This window comes from Bradyrhizobium sp. SZCCT0148 (assembly GCF_018129985.1).
Taxonomy (GTDB): Bacteria; Pseudomonadota; Alphaproteobacteria; order Rhizobiales; family Xanthobacteraceae; genus Bradyrhizobium; species Bradyrhizobium japonicum_H.
On the sequence record NZ_JAFCKT010000002.1, the window covers coordinates 620937 to 638072 of the forward strand.

Genomic DNA, 17136 nt, shown 5'->3' on the forward strand with positions numbered 1-17136 from the left:
GCCACAAGCCGCCTCGACAATTCGGATGACGGACCCGAGCCCCATGATTACAGGGAGAAGTTGTAGTGCGTCGAAGCAAACACCGTGTCTTCGCCAAACTCCTTACGTCGTCATGGGTCCGGGATCGACACTTCGCTCGTCCGGGACGACAGCGGAATCTGGAGCCAGGCCCTCACACAATCCGTGACGCCTTGTTGCCCCAATAGCGGTCCCGCAGCAGGCGCTTGTACAATTTCCCCGTCGGCAGCCGCGGCAATTCCTTTTCGAAATCCACCGAGCGCGGCACCTTCTGCCGCGACAGCGATTTTGCGCAGAACGCAATCAGCTCTTCGGCGAGCGCCGCGTCCGGTACGATACCGGGCATCGGCTGCACCACCGCCTTCACCTCTTCGCCGAGATCGGGATTGGGCACGCCGAACACGGCGGCATCGGCGACCTTGGGGTGGGTGATCAGGAGATTCTCACATTCCTGCGGATAGATGTTCACGCCGCCGGAGATGATCATGAAGGTGGCCCGGTCGGTCAGGTACAGAAACCGGTCGGCATCGACATAGCCGACATCGCCGACCGTGCTCATGCTGCCGTCGGCCGAGCGGGCCTCCTTGGTCTTCTCCGGATCGTTGAAATATTCAAACGGCGTCGCCGTCTTGAACCAGACCTGGCCGGGGGTGCCGGTCGGGCATTCCCGCATGTTCTCGTCGAGGATGTGGAGGTCGCCGAGCAACACCTTGCCGACGGTGCCGCGGTGGCTCAGCCATTCCTCGCTGTTGCAAGCGGTGAAACCGAGGCCTTCGGTCGCGCCATAATATTCGTGGATGATAGGGCCCCACCATCTGATCATGTCGTCCTTGACCAGTGCCGGGCAGGGCGCCGCTGCATGGATCGCGATCTCCAGCGACGACAGGTCGTAGCGGCCGCGCACCTCTTCCGGCAGCTTCAGCATCCGCGAGAACATCGTCGGCACCAGCTGGGTGTGCGTGATGCCCCAGCGCTGGACCAGCTCGAGGTAACGCTCGGGATCGAAGCTCTCCATGATGATCACGGTGCCGCCCATGCGGATCGTGAGGTTCACGGCCGCCTGGGGTGCGGAATGATAGAGCGGCGCCGGCGAGAGGTAGACCATGCCCTCGCGGTAGTGCCAGAGCTTGGTCAGGAAATCGAACAGCGGCAGATTGTGCTTCGGCGGCTCCTCCGGCAGCGGTCGCAAAATGCCTTTCGGCCGTCCCGTCGTGCCGGACGAATAGAGCATGGCGGTGCCGAGCCACTCATCCGCGATGGGTGTTGTCGGCATATCCGCGGTCACGTCCGCAAGACCGACGATGCGCTCGCTCTCGCCGGGTCCGTCGGCGACGATGCAGAACTTGATATCGGGACAAGCCTGGATCGCCTCGCGGGCGATGTCGAGCTTCGCCACCGAGGTGACCAGGATCTTCGACTGGCTGTTGACGAGCAGATAGCTGAGTTCGCCCGGCGTCAGGAAGGAGTTGATGCAGGTGTAGTACAGCCCGGAGCGTTCGCCCGCGCCGCAGGCCTCGAGATAGCGGGAATTGTTCTCCATGAAGATCGAATAATGGTCGAGCCGCTTCAGGCCGTGCCTGCGGAACAGATGGGCCAGCCGGTTGCTGCGCGCATCGAGCTCGCGATAGGTGACGGCTTCGCCTGTTGCCGCCATGATGAAGGCGGGCTGCAGCGGGCGTAGGCGGGCATGCTGACCTGGGTACATCTATCCTCCGGCTGTGGACTATGCGGCGAGAAGCAGGATTTCGCGCACCTGCGCCGGGTCTTCGATCTTGCGCGGATTGCGCGGGATCCAGTTCGTGCGCATCGCCTGCTCGGCGATATCATCGAAATGCTCGGGAGAGACGCGCACCTCCGCGAGGCTGCGCGGCATGCCGAGCGAGCGGATGAAGGCATCGAGCACGTCGGCGGCGGCGTGGCCGGGATAACCCATGGCGGCGGCGACGATCATCTGACGTTCGGCGTTGTCGCGCGCGTTCCAGCGCATCACTGCCGGCAGCATGATGCAGGAGGTGTAGCCGTGCGGCACGTCGAAGGCCGCGCCCAGCACGTAGCCGATGCCGTGGCTCGCGCCCATGGGAACGCCGGCCGCGAGCGCACCCATCGACAGCCATGTGCCGATCTGCGCATCCATCCGCGCGTCGAGGTCGGCGGGATCGGCCTTCACCCGTGGCAAGGCGTCGGCCAGCATGGCGAGGCCCTTCACCGATTGCGCGTCGGCATAAGGATGCGTCTCGCGCGAGCAGATCGCCTCGACGCAATGGTCGATGGCGCGGACCCCGGTCGACAGGAACAGCCACTCCGGCGTGTGCACGGTGATGGCGGGATCGAGGATGGTCGCGCGCGGCACGGCAAGCGGGTGCCGTAGCATCTGCTTCACGTTGGTGCGGCGGTCGGTGACGCCCGCGATCGCGCTGAACTCACCGCCGGCGATCGTGGTCGGCACGCTGACCTGCCGCACCGTCGGCGCATTCATCTCCGGCGCCGTGCCCTTATGGACGCGGATGCGGTCGATGCCGTCGAGGTCGGTGATGCCGTTGGCGAGGCAAAGCTGCACCGCCTTGGCGCCGTCGGTGATCGAGCCGCCGCCTACGGTGACGATCAGGTCGGCACCCGCCTCGCGCGCGGCATTTGCAGCCGCGATCACCGCCTCACGCGGCGTATGCGCCGGCATGGCGTCGAACAGGCCGGCGCAGCGCGAGCCCAAGGCCTGCTTGATTTTCTCGATTTCATCGGTCTGTCGGTTGAGTGTGCCCGACACCATCAGGAAAGCACGATGAGTTCCCAGCCGGTCCATCTGCGCGACGATGGCCTCGGTCGCAGGATGGCCAAACACGACCTCCTCGATCGCGCCGAAAACGACACGTCCCTGGTGCACGCCTGTCCTCCCGGACAATCTGTCTTGTTCTTGTGGACGTAATCTAGCCGAGCCGCCGGCCTCCGTCATGTGCGAAGGCGCTGGCTTATTTCCTGACCCTCCCGCTTCGGGCCCTCTAGGGGAGGGTGGCGCCGTGCCTCGTCAACAGTCTCGTCTCCCTTGGGAGAGCCTCAGTCGGATCCGTCAACCCGCCATCCGGTCAGGGTGCGCTCGGAAGACCTGCAAGCGCTTTGGTCTTGAAGTGTTCATCAACTCCACCCATCTTGGAACGCCCGCGGGTAAATGCCTACCCTGCTTTTTCCGCGGCTTTTGACAAAGGACGATGCGAGGACCTGGGATGGCTGGACCGGATGGAAGCGAGCGACTTGTCAAAAAGCACGATTACGTCCAGCCGCGACATTACGCACTTGTGGGTCTGCTCGTCGCCTCTTTCGCGCTCACCGGTTGCGGGCAGCCGACCTCACAAGCAGCCGCGCCGCCGCCGCCGCCCGTGACGGTCGCCCAGCCGGTCAAGCGCACTGTCACCGATTGGGACGAGTTCACCGGACGCTTCGAGGCGGTCGAGGAGGTGCAGGTGCGCCCGCGCGTCGGCGGCTTCGTCAACTCGGTCGAATTCCAGGACGGCGCCATCGTGCATCAGGGCGATCTGCTCTACGTGATCGACCCGCGTCCGTTCGAGGCAGTCGCCACGCAGGCGGAGGGACAGCTGTCGGATGCCCGGGCCAAGGTGGAGCTGGCCAAGCGCGAGCTCGACCGCGGCCTCAGCCTGGTGCAGAGCAGCGCGGTCTCCGAGCAGGTCGTCGACCAGCGCCGTCAGGCCCTGCAGGCTGCGCATGCCGCGGAAGTGCAGGCGGAAGGCGCGCTGAAAGCCGCAAGACTGAACATCGAATTCACCCATGTGACGGCACCGTTGACCGGCCGCGTCGGCCGCCATCTCGTCAGCCCCGGCAATCTCGTGCAGGGCAGCGACAATGGCTCTTCGACCCTCCTGACCTCGATCGTCACGCTCGACCCGATCTACGTCTATTTCGACATGGATGAGGCGACCTTCATCAAGTACAGCAAGCTGTGGTTCGAGGGCCGGCGCCCGAGCTCGCGCGACACCGCCAATCCGGTGCAGGTGACGCTGGCCGGCGAAACCAAGCCGTCGCATGAAGGCACCATCAACTTCCTCGACAACCGGCTCGACGTTTCGACCGGCACGCTGCGCAGCCGCGCCGTGGTCAAGAACACGGACCTGTCGATCCTGCCCGGTCAGTTCGGCCGTGTCAGGCTGATCGGCAGCGCGCCCTATGAGGCACTGCTGATTCCGGACGTCGCTGTTGCGACCGATCAGTCCCGCAAGATCGTGTTCGTTGTGAAACCCGACGACACCGTTGAGGCGCGCCCTGTGGTGCTCGGGCCGCTCGACGAAGGTCTGCGCGTGATACGCGAGGGATTGAAGGCCGATGACCGCGTCATCGTCAACGGCATCCAGCGCGCCCGTGTCGGCGCCAAGGTCACGCCGCAGACGGCGCCAGCGCCCGCCGGTGGCAAGTCATGAATCTCGGCCGCCTCTCCATCAACCAGCCCATCCTGGCGATGGTGCTGTCGATCGTGCTGCTGATCGTCGGTGCGCTCGCGTACACCACGCTGCCGGTGTCGGAATATCCGCAAGTGGTGCCGCCGACGGTCGTCGTCACCACGCAGTATCCCGGCGCCTCCGCGCAGACCGTGTCCGACACAGTTGCGGCTCCGATCGAGCAGGAGATCAACGGCGTCGAGGACATGCTGTATCTCTACAGCCAGGCCACCTCGAACGGCCAGCTCACCATCACCGTCACCTTCAAGCTCGGCACCGATCTCGACAAGGCCCAGGTGCTGGTGCAGAACCGCGTCGCGATCGCGCAGCCGCGCCTGCCCGAGGAGGTCCAGCGTAACGGCGTCACCACCCGCAAGAACTCGCCCGACATCCTGATGGTCGTGTTCATGCTGTCGCCGGACGACACTTTCGACCAGCTCTACATCTCCAACTACGCGCTGCTGCAGGTCCGCGACCAGCTGCTGCGTCTCGACGGCGTCGGCGACATCCAGATGTTCGGCGCGCGCGACTATTCGATGCGGCTATGGCTCGACCCCGATCGAATCGCCAATCTCGGCCTGACCTCGGCCGAGGTGCTGGCTGCGATCCGCGCCCAGAACGTGCAGATCGCCGGCGGCCAGATCGCCGAGCCGCCGATCGCCGATCGCGCCTTCCAGCCCAACCTCACCTTCACCGGCCGCCTGAAGGACCAAAGGCAGTTCGAGGACATCCTGATCAAGGCTGGCTCCGACGGCCGCATCGTGCGATTGCGCGACGTCGCCCGCATCGAGCTCGGCGCGCTCTCCTACACCACCAACAGCTTCCTGCTGCGCAAATCCGCCGTCGCCATGCTGGTGACGCAGCGGCCGGGCTCGAACGCGCTCGCGACCGCGAAGAACATTACCGACACCATGACGAGGCTGAAGGAGACCTTTCCGAAGGGCCTCGACTTCAATATCGGCTATAATCCCACCGAGTTCATCGCACAGTCCGTCCACGAACTGATCAAGACCATCTACGAAGCCATGCTGCTCGTGGTCATCGTCGTGCTGGTGTTCCTGCAGGGATGGCGGCCTGCGATCATTCCGATCATCGCTATCCCGGTGTCGCTGGTCGGCACCTTCGCGGTGATGGCCGCGCTGGGCTTCTCCATCAACAACCTCACCTTGTTCGGCCTCGTCCTCGCCGTCGGCATCGTCGTCGACGACGCCATCGTAGTGGTTGAGAACGTCGAGCGCCATCTCGAGCACGGCATGAGTCGGCGCGACGCGGCGCTGAAGACGATGGAGGAGGTCGGCGGCGCGCTGGTCTCGATCGCGCTGGTGCTCTGCGCGGTGTTCGTGCCGACCGCGTTCCTCGGCGGCATCTCCGGGCAATTCTTCCAGCAATTCGCCGTCACCATCGCGGTTGCGACCGCGATCTCGTGCTTCTGCTCGCTGACGCTGTCGCCCGCGCTGGCCTCGCTGATCCTCACGCCGCACGGGGAGAAGCGGCCTCCAGCGGGCTGGAATGTCATAGCGCGCGGCTGGAACGCCTTCACCGGCGTCTTCAACCGCGTGTTCGATCGCTTGGCCCATGGCTATGCCGGCCTCGCCGATTTCGTCATTCGGCATTCGGTGGTGATGATCCTGATCTACGTCGTGCTGATCGGCAGCGCCGGTTGGCTGATCGCGACCACGTCGCAAGGCTTCATTCCGGCTCAGGACCGCGGCTACGTCATCATCTCCGCGCAATTGCCAGGCGCCGCGTCGCTGGCGCGCACCACGGAGGTCGTGCGCGAGATCGAGCGGATCTCGCTGGAGACGCCGGGCATCGTCCGCGTCGCTGCCTTCGCCGGCTTCTCGGGCGCCACCCGCACGCAGGCCGGCAATGCGGCCGCGCTGTTCCCGGTGTTTGACGAGCCCGAGGCTCGGATCAAGAAAGGCCTCACGGCGAACGCGATCACGGCCGACCTGCGCAAGCGCCTGTCCGCGATCCAGGGCGCGTTCATCATCGTGATCCCGCCGCCGGCCGTACCGGGTATCGGCACGGGCGGCGGTTTCACCATCCGCATCCAGGACCGCCAGGGCCGCGGGCCGGAGATGCTCGCCGCAGCCACCGACGAGCTCGTCGCTGCAGCGCGCAAATCGCCCATGCTGCTCGCCCCCACGGTGTTCTCGCCGTTCTCGGCCAACACGCCGCAGCTGTTCGTCGACATCGACCGCACCAAGGCGCAGAAGCTCGGCGTTCCGATCTCGAACATCAACGATACGATCCAGAGCTATTTCGGATCGACCTACGTCAACGACTTCAACCTGTTCGGCCGCACCTATCACGTCACCGCCCAAGCCGACTTCCCGTTCCGGAAAGAGCCCAGCGATCTCGCGCGCCTGCGCACACGCAACGCCTCCGGGGACATGGTGATGCTCGGCAGCGTGGTCGAGTTCAAGGATGTCTCGGGTCCCGACCGCGTTGCGCGCTACAACCTCTATGCGGCGTCCGAGCTCCAGGGCGAGCCGGCGCCGGGCACCAGCTCGACCACGGCGCTCAACACCATCAAGAAGCTGGCGGACGACACCTTGCCGAGCGGCTTCACCTTCGAATGGACCGACCTGTCCTATCAGCAGATCACCGGTGGCAATGCCGGCCTCTACGTGTTCCCGATCTGCGTGCTGTTCGTTTATCTCGTGCTCGCCGCACAATATGGCAGCTGGACCCTGCCGTTCGCGGTGATCCTGATCGTGCCGATGTGCCTGTTGGCTGCCACCATCGGCGTGCGCATCATGGGGCAGGACGTCAACATCCTCACCCAGATCGGCTTCGTCGTGCTGGTGGGGCTGGCGGCCAAGAACGCGATCCTGATCGTCGAGTTTGCGCGCGACATCGAGAACGAGGGCAAGCCGCGGCTGGAGGCCGTGATCGACGCCTGCCGGCTGCGGCTGCGGCCGATCCTGATGACGTCCTTCGCCTTCATCCTCGGCGTGCTGCCATTGGTGATATCGAGCGGCTCCGGCTCCGAGATGCGGCAGGCCGTCGGCGTCGCCGTCTTCTTCGGCATGATCGGCGTCACCCTGTTCGGCCTGTTGTTCACGCCCATCTTCTATGTGCTTGTGCGGAACCTGGCCGAGGGGCGGAACGAGGGGAAGCCGAAAGTGGTGGGCTCCTAACTGCAGGTGGTGGCCGCCGGCGTACCCTTACCCTCGCTGTCGTCCCCGCGTAGGCGGGGACCCAGATCCCCAGGAAGAAGATGTGGCGCGAGATTGGTAGCCACGAATCTTCGCCAAGCTCGTCCCTGCGGTTATGGATCCCGGATCCGCGCTTCGCTTGTCCGGGACGACAGATGTTGTTTGGCGCGCACCGCCCATACTAACGGCCAACGTGAAATGGATGGGCAGGCGCGGGGTTCTTCACTAGTATCCGCGCGATTTCAAAACAGAAACTGCTGGGAGCTAACAGATGAAATCAGCACTTTTGGCCGCCGTCGCAACTTCCGCCCTGGTGCTGGCGGCGCCGGCGTCTGCGCAAGGCGTCAAGATCGGCATCCTCAACGACCAGTCCGGCGTCTATGCCGATTACGGCGGCAAATGGTCGGTCGAGGCGGCCAGGATGGCGATCGAGGATTTCGGCGGCGAGGTGCTGGGGCAGAAGGTCGAGCTCGTCACCGCCGACCACCAGAACAAGCCTGACCTTGCGACCTCGATCGCACGGCGCTGGTACGACGTCGAGAACGTCGACATGATCACGGAACTGACGACCTCCTCGGTCGCGCTCGCGATCCACGAGCTCTCCAAGGAAAAGAAGAAGATCGACATCGTCGTCGGCGCCGCGACCTCGCGCCTCACGGGCGATGCCTGTCAGCCCTACGGGTTCCACTGGGCCTACGACACCCGCGCGCTCGGCGTCGGCACCGGCGGTGCGCTGACCAAGGCTGGCGGCGACACCTGGTTCTTCCTCACCGCCGACTACGCCTTCGGCTACGCGCTGGAGAAGGACACCAGCGAGATCGTCACTGCCAATGGCGGCAAGGTGGTCGGCTCGGTGCGCGTGCCGCTCAACTCCTCGGACTTCTCCTCCTTCCTGCTGCAGGCGCAGAGTTCGAAGGCCAAGATCGTCGGCCTCGCCAATGCCGGCCTCGACACCACCAACTCGATCAAGCAGGCCTCCGAGTTCGGAATCGTCTCCGGCGGCCAGAAGCTCGCCGGCCTGCTGATGACGCTCGCCGAGGTGAACGGCCTCGGGCTCCAGGCCGCACAGGGCCTGGTGCTGACCGAAGGCTATTACTGGGACGTCAACGACCGCTCGCGCAACCTCGGCGAACGCTTCCTCAAGCGCACCGGCCGGATGCCGAACATGATCCAGGCCGGCACCTATTCGGCAACGCTGAGCTACCTGAAGGCGGTCAAGGCGGCCGGCACCAAGGATCCCGATGCGGTCGCCAAGAAGCTGAAGGAGCTGCCGGTCGACGACGACTTCGCGCAAGGCGGCAAGGTGCTCGAGAACGGCCGCATGATCCACGACATGTATCTGTTCGAGGTCAAGAAACCCTCGGAGTCGAAGAAGCCCTGGGATTATTACAAGCTGCTCGCCACCGTTCCCGGCGATAAGGCCTTCTTCACCGCCAAGGACAGCGGCTGCCCGTTGACGAAGTAGGGCACTCTCGTGCCCCGGACGCATCGCAGCGCGCAGCGGTGCGATGCAGAGCCGGGGCCCTTCTGTCCGGACGGCGACCGCCTGCTGGGTCCCGGTTCAGCGGCGCAGCGTTACATGCTGCACCGCGCCCGGGACACGAGCACCCACGATGCCGGAATTCTCTCACACCAGCCGCAACACCACCGCCCCGAGCGCCCCCGCCCACAACGCAATGGCCGCAATGCCCTGGATCGCAAAGCCCGGACCGCGCTTGGCGGCCGCCTTCGAATAGCCGATGAAATAGACGACGCGGCCGATGATCCAGACCGCGCCGAGCGCTGCCGCGATGCCGTCGCCGATATAGACAGCGAACAGCCAGAGCGCCGGCAGAAAGATCGGCATCCACTCCAGCGTGTTCATCTGGATGCGGAAGGCGCGTTCGAAATCCGGATGGCCCGACATTGCCGGCACCTTGACGCCGGTGGTGCTGCGCGAGCGCGACACGTTGATGCAGGTGAAGAAATAAAATGCGATCGCCAGCAGCGTGACGAGAGCGGTGAAATGATACATCGCGGAATTCCCTTGAAGAGGTCGCGGCTTCAATAGCCGGTCAGCTCGAGATAGCCAACGCCGTCATGCGTCCCGGCAAAGCTGAGCGGCCCCTCCCAGTAGGAGAAGCCGGTCCCCATCCAGGCTTTTGGATTGAGCGGCTTGCACAGGATCGAGAGCGATCGCGACGGGATCGCGATCTGCCATTCCACCGGCAGCTTGCGTCCGGCGACCTCCGCCGTCGCCTTCGGGACCATTTGAATGTCCCCGCCCGCGATCATCTGGGTCTCGCCGGCAGCGCTGATCCAGTTGCCGAACGGATAATCCCGCCCGTCCTTCTGCCGCAAACGATACAGCATCAGCTTGTCGCCGGACGCGAGATGCAGCGACAGCCAGTCCCAGCCGGTCTGGTCGGCATCGAGCGGCTGGCTGCTCCATTCTCGGTCCATCCAGGCCTGGCCCGAGACATCGACCGGCTTGTCGTCGATGGTGAGCGTGCCGCGGGCGCGGTAGAACGGCTGGCTGTAGTAATAGGACGCCTGGCCGCGCTCCGACTTGCGGCTGTAGCCGCGGTCGCCCTGCAGCACGACGGGACGATCGGCCTCCAGCGTCAGCGCGTAGCTGAAATCGGTACTGGACGCCTTCAGCGCCAGCGGCGCCAATGTGCGATCGTCGGTGCTGTCAAAACCCTTCAGCTCCCAGTCGTCGATCCAGGCATCGAACGGCTTGGCCGTGACGCCGGCCTGGCCCACGCCGCCGCGTGAAAACACCTCGGTGAAACGGTGGGTGTCGGCCCGCGTCACGGCGGCATGCGCCATCCAGACCTGCTGATTGGCCCAGCCCTCGCCTTGCGGGCCCGGCTGCGCCGCCTGACGAAACAGCGTCCATTGCAGGCCGCAAGCCGCGCCGCTGAAATCAACGAGGTTTGCCGTCAGATACCACCACTCGATACGAAACTCCGGATGCGGCCCGTGATCGCCGGGAAAGGCAAACAGCTTCCCCGGAGTCACCTTCGCAAAGCCATCCGCCTTCTCACCCAGCCCCGCGTAGCCCTGCGCACCGGCCTGCCGCGCGAGAGCAAGCGCAGCGATGCCGCCGGCGAAGGCCCGGCGTGAGATCCGATCAACGCTCATTGGCAAATACCTTGACGAGGTTGGCCGGCTGCATCCGCGCCAGCCGTATCACCGGCAACAGCGCCGCAAGCATCGACGCGACCAGCGCCACCGCGACCAGCTCGACCAGTTGCAGCGGGAAAATATGAAATGGCAGCCGCCAGCCGAACGCCTTCACGTTCACGATCGCGATCAGGCACCACGCCACCAAGAGGCCGAGCGGCACCGCGAGCAGCGCCGTGAACAGCGCTACCGACAGCGTCTTGGTCAATTCGATCGCGGCAAGGTGCGGCCGCGTGATGCCGATCGCCCATAGCGGCGCAAGCTGTGGCAGGCGGGAATTCGCCAGCGTCAGCAGGCTCGTGAACAGCGCGATCCCGGCGACACCGAGCGTAAAGGCATTCAACGCAGACGTGACAGCAAAGGTACGGTTGAAGATGCGGATCGATTCGGCCTTCACCGTCGCCTGGTCGGCAACGCTTCGATCGTCGAGCGCGAACTGTTTCTGCAACGCCCCGATCAGGCCCGGGATGTTCTCCTTGGCGACGATCAGCCCGATCCGCGTCTGCGGTGTCTGCGGAAACTGCCGGATCAGCGCGGCGACATTGACGGTCAGCTGGCCCTTTGGGTTCCCGTAATCGGCGTAGATGCCGACGATGTCGAGCTCCCAATTCCCGCCCGGCGCCGGCACCTCGATGACGTCGCCGATGCGGACGTTGAGACGGCGGCTGAGCTGCTCGCTGATGAAGGCGGCATTGCCCGGCACGAGCCGGGTCCAGGCCTGCGGCGCGGCCTCCAGCAGCGGCCAGCGCTCGCGATATAGCGCGTGATCGGGCAGGCCGAGCAACTCCACCGGCTGGCCCTGAACCTGCGTGTCGGCGCGGCCGCCCGACAGGACCGCCTGCACGTCGCTGCGCTCTTTCAGCCAGTTGCGGATCGCAACACCTTGCCCATTGTCGGAGGCGTTGATGTAGACGTCGGCTGCGAGCCGCCCGTCGAGCCAGCCAAGAAAGGTCCGGCTGAACGTCTCCACCATGGTGGAGACCCCGACATTGACGGCGAGGGCAAGCAGCAGCGCCATCAGCGCCAGCGACAGTCCGGAGAGTTGCTGCCGGCTGTCCGCCCAGAACCACAGCGCAAGCGGTCGCCGCGCAGCGCGTTGTCCTGCGAGCAGGAGAAGTTCGAGGAGGGCCGGCAGGATCAGCGCCGCACCGAGCATCAGGGCCGCCAGCAAGCCGAAGCCCGCGATCAGCGATTGGCCATAGCCAAGCAGCAGCAGCCCGACGGCGAACACGGCACAGGCGGCAAGACTCTGCAGGACCAGCCAGCGGCGCTGCCGCTGTTGCCAGGCGCGCGGCTGCGCCGTCGTCAGCACCGGCATCCTGATCGCCTTGATCAGGCTGGTCGTCGCCGCAACGAGCGCGCCGGCAATGCTGATGCCGATGCCGGCGAACCACCATTCGGGTCGCAAGCTGAGCTGCCCCGGGATCTGTGCGCCATAGAGTCCGCGCAGCGACGCTGCGACGTCGGACAGCAACACGGCCGCGATGAAATAGCCGCAGACGAGCCCGATCAGGCCTGCGACCAGCGCTAGCGCGACGAGCTCCACCACAAGGACGGTGTTGACCAGCCGCGCCGAGGCGCCGCAGGCGCGCAAGGTGCGCAGCATCGGCAGCCGCTGCTCGAAGGCGAGGCCGACGGCGGAATTGACAATGAACAGGCCGACGAAGAACGACAACAGGCCGAACGCCGTGAGGTTGAGATGAAAACTGTCGGTGAGGCGCTCCAGTTCGGTCTCCGCGGTCGGCTCGACCCGCTGCAACTGGTCTCCGACGACGCTGGCGAGCGCCGCGGGCTTGCTCTTCGGCTGGCCGATCAGAAGCCGCGAAACCTGATCCGGTTTGTTCAGCAGACGCTGCGCCACGCCGATGTCGACCACCAGCACGCCGGGCGCGAGATGCGGCAGCACGCGCAGAGGCGGCAGCTTTGCGCCGTTGCTGATCGGAACCGACGCGCCTTCGGCTTCTTGCAGGTCGCTCAGCGTCTCGGGTGCCACCAATGTCTGGCCCGGCGGGGCCACGAAGCTGCTCAAATCGGAGGCGCCGAGCCGCGGTGCGTTGCCGATTTCGACCGGCAGCGTCACCGGCTCGATGCCGAGCAGCCGCAGCGAGCGGCCGTTGACCTGGACGCGGCCCTCCAGCGTCGGCGAAACCGGCCAGCCGGCGCGGCGGAGTTTCACGTACAACTCTTGCGGAAAGGTCGCCGCATCAGGCGCGACCAGCATCGCGGTGCGTGCGCCACCGAAGGTCGCCGCAGCGCGGTCGTAGGCGGTGCGGGCCTGCTGGTTGATGGCCTGCACACCGCTCCACAGCGCCGTCGCCGCGATCAGCCCGACCAGAAGCGTCGCGAACTGCATCTTGTGACGCCGCCAATGGCTGAGCAGCACCGCGAGCACCCACAGCGCGCGTCTCATGCGATTCGCCCCGCATGCAAAGTGAGATGGCGGTCGAGCGTCGCTGCCAGATGCAGGCTATGGGTCACCATCAGGAAGCCGCAGCCGGTGCGCGTGACGAGGTCGCGCGTCAGCGCCAGCACGTTTTCGGCGGTGGCCTCGTCGAGATTGCCGGTCGGCTCGTCCGCCAGCAGCAGCGATGGCTTTATCGCCAGCGCGCGGCCGATCGCGACCCGTTGCTGCTGCCCGCCGGACAATTGCTCGGGATAGCGCTTCAAGAGAGTGCCGAGCCCGAGCCGCTCGACCAGTTCCTTGGTCCAGGCCGCATCGTGACGCTCGGCGATCCGCGCCTGAAAGGCCAGATTGTCCGCGACCGACAGGCTCGGGATCAGGTTGAATTGCTGGAAAACCAGCCCGATCCGGTTGCGCCGCAAGCGGGCGCGCCCTGCATCGGACAGTGCGGTAACCTCGATATCTTCCAGCCGGATCGTGCCGCCATCGGCGGCGTCCAACCCAGCGATCAAATGCAGCAATGTGCTCTTGCCGCTGCCGGACTCGCCGGTCAGCGCGACGCGCTCGCCGGCTCTGAGGTCGAGATCGACGCCGCGCAGCACATGCACCGGCTCGCCGGCCGAGGAATAGGTCTTGGAGAGATTCTTGATGTTCAACACGATGAATGGCGCCGGGCGGAATTAGCGGAATTGCTGCGTAGCACACTTGCTGCGGAAATGCCGGGTTGCGTTGGTCTCGAAGCCGTTGTTAGCTCCCAAAACGGCCAAATCAAAAAAGTGCCAAAAATCAAAAAAGACAGCGATGGGGGAGGATCATGAGCGTTGAGCGAACGACGGAGATGGCCGGCAAGGCAATCGGGACCAAGGCAACGCCGAAGGGCGCCTGGACCGTCACGTTTCTCCTCTTTCTCTTCATGGTTGTGAACTTTGCGGACAAGATCGTCGTCGGTCTCGCCGGCGTGCCGATCATGACCGATCTGAAGCTCAGCCCGGAGCAGTTCGGCCTGCTCGGCTCCTCGTTCTTCTTCCTGTTCTCGATCGCCGCCATCGTGGTCGGCTTCATCGTCAACAAGGTGCCGACGCGCTGGGTGCTGTTGGTGCTCGCGGTGATCTGGGCGCTGGCGCAGTTTCCGATGGTCGGCACGGTCTCCTTCACCACTCTGTTGATCTGCCGCATCGTACTGGGCGCCGGTGAAGGCCCGGCCTTCTCGGTCGCGGCACACGCGATCTACAAATGGTTCCCCGACGAGAAGCGCACGCTGCCGACCGCGATCCTGTCGCAGGGCTCGGCTTTCGGCGTGATTCTGGCGGTGCCGGCGCTGAACTGGGTCATCGTCAATCACTCCTGGCATTACGCCTTCGGCGCGCTCGGCGTCGTCGGCCTGATCTGGGTCTGTGCCTGGCTTGCGCTCGGCAAGGAAGGGCCTCTGGAGGACACGCAGGTCCTGGCCGCGACCGAGCAGAAGATCCCTTACCTGCAGCTTCTCACCTCGCGCACCTTCATCGGCTGTGTCGCCGCGACCTTCGGTGCCTATTGGGCGCTGTCGCTCGGCCTGACCTGGTTCACGCCGTTCATCGTCAAGGGTCTCGGGTTCTCGCAGAGCCAGGCCGGCTTCATCTCGATCCTGCCCTGGGTGTTCGGTGCCACCATCGTCATTCTCACCGGCTGGATATCGCAGGTGATGATGGCCCGCGGCTACAACACCCGCGTGGCGCGCGGCGTGCTCGGTTCGGTGCCGCTGGTGCTCGGCGGCCTGATCTTGGCGATGATGCCGCATGTCCAGGGCGCGGGCCTGCAGATCGCGCTGCTCGTGGTCGGCTCGGGCCTGTGCGGGGCGATCTACGTGGTCTGCCCCCCGATGCTCGGCGAGTTCACGCCGACGTCGCAGCGTGGCGCCGTCCTCGCGATCTACGGCGCGCTCTACACGCTGGCCGGAATCATCGCGCCGGCGGTGATGGGAGCGATGATCCAGCGTGCCGGCAGCACGATCGACGGCTACATGACCGGCTTCACCATCAATGCCGTGATCATGGTCGGCTCCGGCGTGCTCGGCCTGCTGCTGCTGTGGCCGAACACGGAAAAGGCCAGGCTGACGCGTGGTATGACTGCGCAAGGCCCGGCGCTGAAGAGCGCGGTGTCGCCGACATAGGGGCGGGCGCCTTTCTTACCCTCTCCCTCCGGGAAGGGTAAGCGACGGCCTCGCCTAATTCATTCCCTGGGCCCCGCGGATCAGCTTGCCCGGCCGCTGTCCTGTCGCCTCGCCGTGCCGCCGCGTCACCACGCCCGAGACGATGGTCGCATCATAGCCGTCGACGTCCTGCAGCAGCCGTCGCCCGCCGACCGGCAGATCGTAGTGCACTTTCGGCGGATGCAGGTGCAGCCGGTCATAGTCGATCACATTGACGTCGGCCTTGTAGCCCGGAGCAATCAGCCCGCGATCGGTGAGGCCGACCGAGAGCGCGGTCTTGCGCGACTGCGCCGCGACCACGAACGGGATCGACAGTTTCTCGCCGCGCCTGCGGTCGCGCGTCCAGTGCGTCAGCAGATAGGTCGGGAAGCTGGCATCGCAGATGATGCCGCAATGCGCGCCGCCATCGGACAGGCCCGGCACCGATTGCGGATCCGTCAGCATCTCGCGCGTCGCATCGAGATTGCCATCTGAGTAGTTCAGGAACGGCACATAGAGCATGCCCTTGCCGTCGTCCGACAGCATGGCGTCGTAAGCGAGTTCCTCCGGCTGGCGGCCCTGCTTGCGTGCCTGCGGCCCCAGCGCGTTCTCCGGCGGCTGCTCGTAGTCGGGGGGATCGCCGAGCAGGAACATCTTGTCGTAGTTGGGCCGGAAGAACAGCGGATCGTCGGTGGCCGTCGCATTCTCGCTCAGGATCGCCTTGCGCACCTCCGGTTGATGCAGCTTCGCCAGCCGCTCCTGCAACGGCAGGTGCGCGATTGCCTTGTAGCTCGGATGGGTCTGGAACGGGTTGCGCGACAGCTCGAGCCCAAGCAGGAGGCCGACGGGGCGCGCCGCGATCTGCGCGGTGATGGAGAGGCCGCGTTTGGCGGCCGCGTTGATCTCGTCGAGCGTCTGGCGCCAGCGGTTTGGCGCCTTGTCGTTCTGCGTGATCGAGAAAGAGATCGGGCATTTGGTGGCATCCGCCACCCGCAACATCATTGGCAAATCTTCGTGGATGGTGGAGAGGTCGAGCACGAATTGCAGCACGCTGCGGCCCTGGCTGTGCATCGCGCCTGCAATGGCGGTGAGTTCGTCCTCGCCAGCCTTCAGTGTCGGCGTGAAATCGCCGGTCGAGGTGCGGTGGTTGAGCGTGCGCGACGTCGAGAAGCCGAGCGCGCCGGAGCGGACCGCTTCGCCCGCCAGCTTCGCCATCGCGGCATTGTCCTCGGCAGTCGAGGGATCGCGGCGCGCGCCGCGCTCGCCCATGACATAGACCCGCAGCGCCGCATGCGGGAGCTGTGCGCCGACATCGATGTCGAAATCGCGCTTCGCGAGCCAGTTCATGTAGTCCGGAAAGCTCTCCCAGGCCCAGGGAATGCCGGCGCTCAGGACAGGCTCGGGAATGTCCTCGACGCCTTCCATCAGCTGGATCAGCCTTGTGTGGTCGGCTAGCTTGCACGGCGCAAAGCCGACACCGCAATTGCCCATGATCGCGGTGGTGACGCCGTTCTGCGAGGACGGCGTGATATCCTGGCTCCAGGTGACCTGGCCGTCATAGTGGGTGTGCACGTCGACGAAACCCGGCGTCACGAGCTTGCCGCGCGCGTCGATTTCCTCGCGGCCCTTGGCCGAGATCTTGCCGACCTCGGTGACCTTTCCGCCGGTGATGGCGACATCAGCCTCGAACAGCTCGCCGCCGCTGCCGTCCGCAACGGTGCCGCCACGGATCACGAGGTCAGGATTGCTCATGGTGCTTCTTCCCGATGATTGTTTTGC

General features: G+C 65.3%; 11 protein-coding genes. 4 read left to right on the top strand and 7 right to left on the bottom strand.

Annotated elements, in window-relative coordinates; genetic code table 11:
- Positions 1 to 172: 172 nt before the first annotated feature.
- On the bottom strand, positions 173 to 1723 hold the full coding sequence (locus JQ580_RS11275; RefSeq protein WP_212280111.1) for an AMP-binding protein: 1551 nt from the start codon (positions 1721 to 1723) through the stop codon (positions 173 to 175).
- Positions 1724 to 1741: 18 nt separating this feature from the next.
- Positions 1742 to 2896, bottom strand: coding sequence for an iron-containing alcohol dehydrogenase (locus JQ580_RS11280; protein WP_212280112.1), 1155 nt, complete (start codon positions 2894 to 2896; stop codon positions 1742 to 1744).
- A gap of 337 nt (positions 2897 to 3233) precedes the next feature.
- Between JQ580_RS11280 and JQ580_RS11285 the strand changes: the two genes are divergently transcribed.
- The 3 genes from JQ580_RS11285 (at position 3234) to JQ580_RS11295 (ending at position 9086) form a co-directional block, all read left to right on the top strand.
- The gene (locus JQ580_RS11285) at positions 3234 to 4439 is read left to right on the top strand and encodes an efflux RND transporter periplasmic adaptor subunit (RefSeq protein ID WP_212280113.1); all 1206 of its coding nucleotides are present in this window, start codon (positions 3234 to 3236) and stop codon (positions 4437 to 4439) included.
- Positions 4436 to 7603 carry an efflux RND transporter permease subunit gene (locus JQ580_RS11290; RefSeq protein ID WP_212280114.1) on the top strand — a complete coding sequence of 1056 codons (3168 nt, stop codon included), beginning with the start codon at positions 4436 to 4438 and terminating at the stop codon, positions 7601 to 7603. Before JQ580_RS11285 ends, JQ580_RS11290 begins: the two co-directional genes overlap by 4 nt.
- Before the next feature lie 289 nt (positions 7604 to 7892).
- Positions 7893 to 9086 (top strand): ABC transporter substrate-binding protein, encoded by a 1194-nt coding sequence (locus JQ580_RS11295; protein ID WP_212280115.1) that lies wholly within the window; start codon positions 7893 to 7895, stop codon positions 9084 to 9086.
- Between the two features lie 162 nt (positions 9087 to 9248).
- Here JQ580_RS11295 and JQ580_RS11300 read toward each other — a convergent pair whose 3' ends face one another.
- The 4 genes from JQ580_RS11300 to JQ580_RS11315 are packed head-to-tail and all read right to left on the bottom strand — an operon-like array spanning position 9249 to position 13849.
- Entirely contained in the window at positions 9249 to 9635 is a 387-nt protein-coding gene (locus JQ580_RS11300; protein ID WP_212280116.1) for an MAPEG family protein, read from the bottom strand.
- A gap of 29 nt (positions 9636 to 9664) precedes the next feature.
- Positions 9665 to 10747, bottom strand: a complete 1083-nt coding sequence (locus JQ580_RS11305) for a lipocalin-like domain-containing protein (RefSeq protein ID WP_212280117.1) — start codon at positions 10745 to 10747, stop codon at positions 9665 to 9667.
- Positions 10737 to 13199 carry an ABC transporter permease gene (locus JQ580_RS11310; RefSeq protein WP_212280118.1) on the bottom strand — a complete coding sequence of 821 codons (2463 nt, stop codon included), beginning with the start codon at positions 13197 to 13199 and terminating at the stop codon, positions 10737 to 10739. Before JQ580_RS11310 ends, JQ580_RS11305 begins: the two co-directional genes overlap by 11 nt.
- Positions 13196 to 13849, bottom strand: coding sequence for an ABC transporter ATP-binding protein (locus JQ580_RS11315; protein WP_212280119.1), 654 nt, complete (start codon positions 13847 to 13849; stop codon positions 13196 to 13198). The genes JQ580_RS11310 and JQ580_RS11315 overlap by 4 nt, the downstream gene beginning before the upstream one ends.
- Positions 13850 to 14004: 155 nt before the next feature.
- On the opposite strand from JQ580_RS11315, the gene JQ580_RS11320 reads away from it, so the two are divergent.
- Complete coding sequence (locus tag JQ580_RS11320; RefSeq protein WP_212280120.1) at positions 14005 to 15339, top strand: MFS transporter; 1335 nt, start codon at positions 14005 to 14007, stop codon at positions 15337 to 15339.
- A 54-nt stretch (positions 15340 to 15393) separates the two neighbouring features.
- Here JQ580_RS11320 and JQ580_RS11325 read toward each other — a convergent pair whose 3' ends face one another.
- Positions 15394 to 17109, bottom strand: coding sequence for an N-acyl-D-amino-acid deacylase family protein (locus tag JQ580_RS11325; protein ID WP_212280121.1), 1716 nt, complete (start codon positions 17107 to 17109; stop codon positions 15394 to 15396).
- Positions 17110 to 17136 lie beyond the last annotated feature (27 nt).

What these genes read in the sequence shown, in the direction of transcription:
- JQ580_RS11305 (WP_212280117.1), bottom strand. Translation starts at nt 10,747, where the DNA reads ATGAGCGTTGATCGGATCTCACGCCGGGCCTTCGCCGGCGGCATCGCT.
- JQ580_RS11320 (WP_212280120.1), top strand. Translation starts at nt 14,005, where the DNA reads ATGAGCGTTGAGCGAACGACGGAGATGGCCGGCAAGGCAATCGGGACC.
- JQ580_RS11300 (WP_212280116.1), bottom strand. Translation starts at nt 9,635, where the DNA reads ATGTATCATTTCACCGCTCTCGTCACGCTGCTGGCGATCGCATTTTAT.
- JQ580_RS11325 (WP_212280121.1), bottom strand. Translation starts at nt 17,109, where the DNA reads ATGAGCAATCCTGACCTCGTGATCCGTGGCGGCACCGTTGCGGACGGC.
- JQ580_RS11285 (WP_212280113.1), top strand. Translation starts at nt 3,234, where the DNA reads ATGGCTGGACCGGATGGAAGCGAGCGACTTGTCAAAAAGCACGATTAC.
- JQ580_RS11275 (WP_212280111.1), bottom strand. Translation starts at nt 1,723, where the DNA reads ATGTACCCAGGTCAGCATGCCCGCCTACGCCCGCTGCAGCCCGCCTTC.
- JQ580_RS11290 (WP_212280114.1), top strand. Translation starts at nt 4,436, where the DNA reads ATGAATCTCGGCCGCCTCTCCATCAACCAGCCCATCCTGGCGATGGTG.
- JQ580_RS11310 (WP_212280118.1), bottom strand. Translation starts at nt 13,199, where the DNA reads ATGAGACGCGCGCTGTGGGTGCTCGCGGTGCTGCTCAGCCATTGGCGG.
- JQ580_RS11295 (WP_212280115.1), top strand. Translation starts at nt 7,893, where the DNA reads ATGAAATCAGCACTTTTGGCCGCCGTCGCAACTTCCGCCCTGGTGCTG.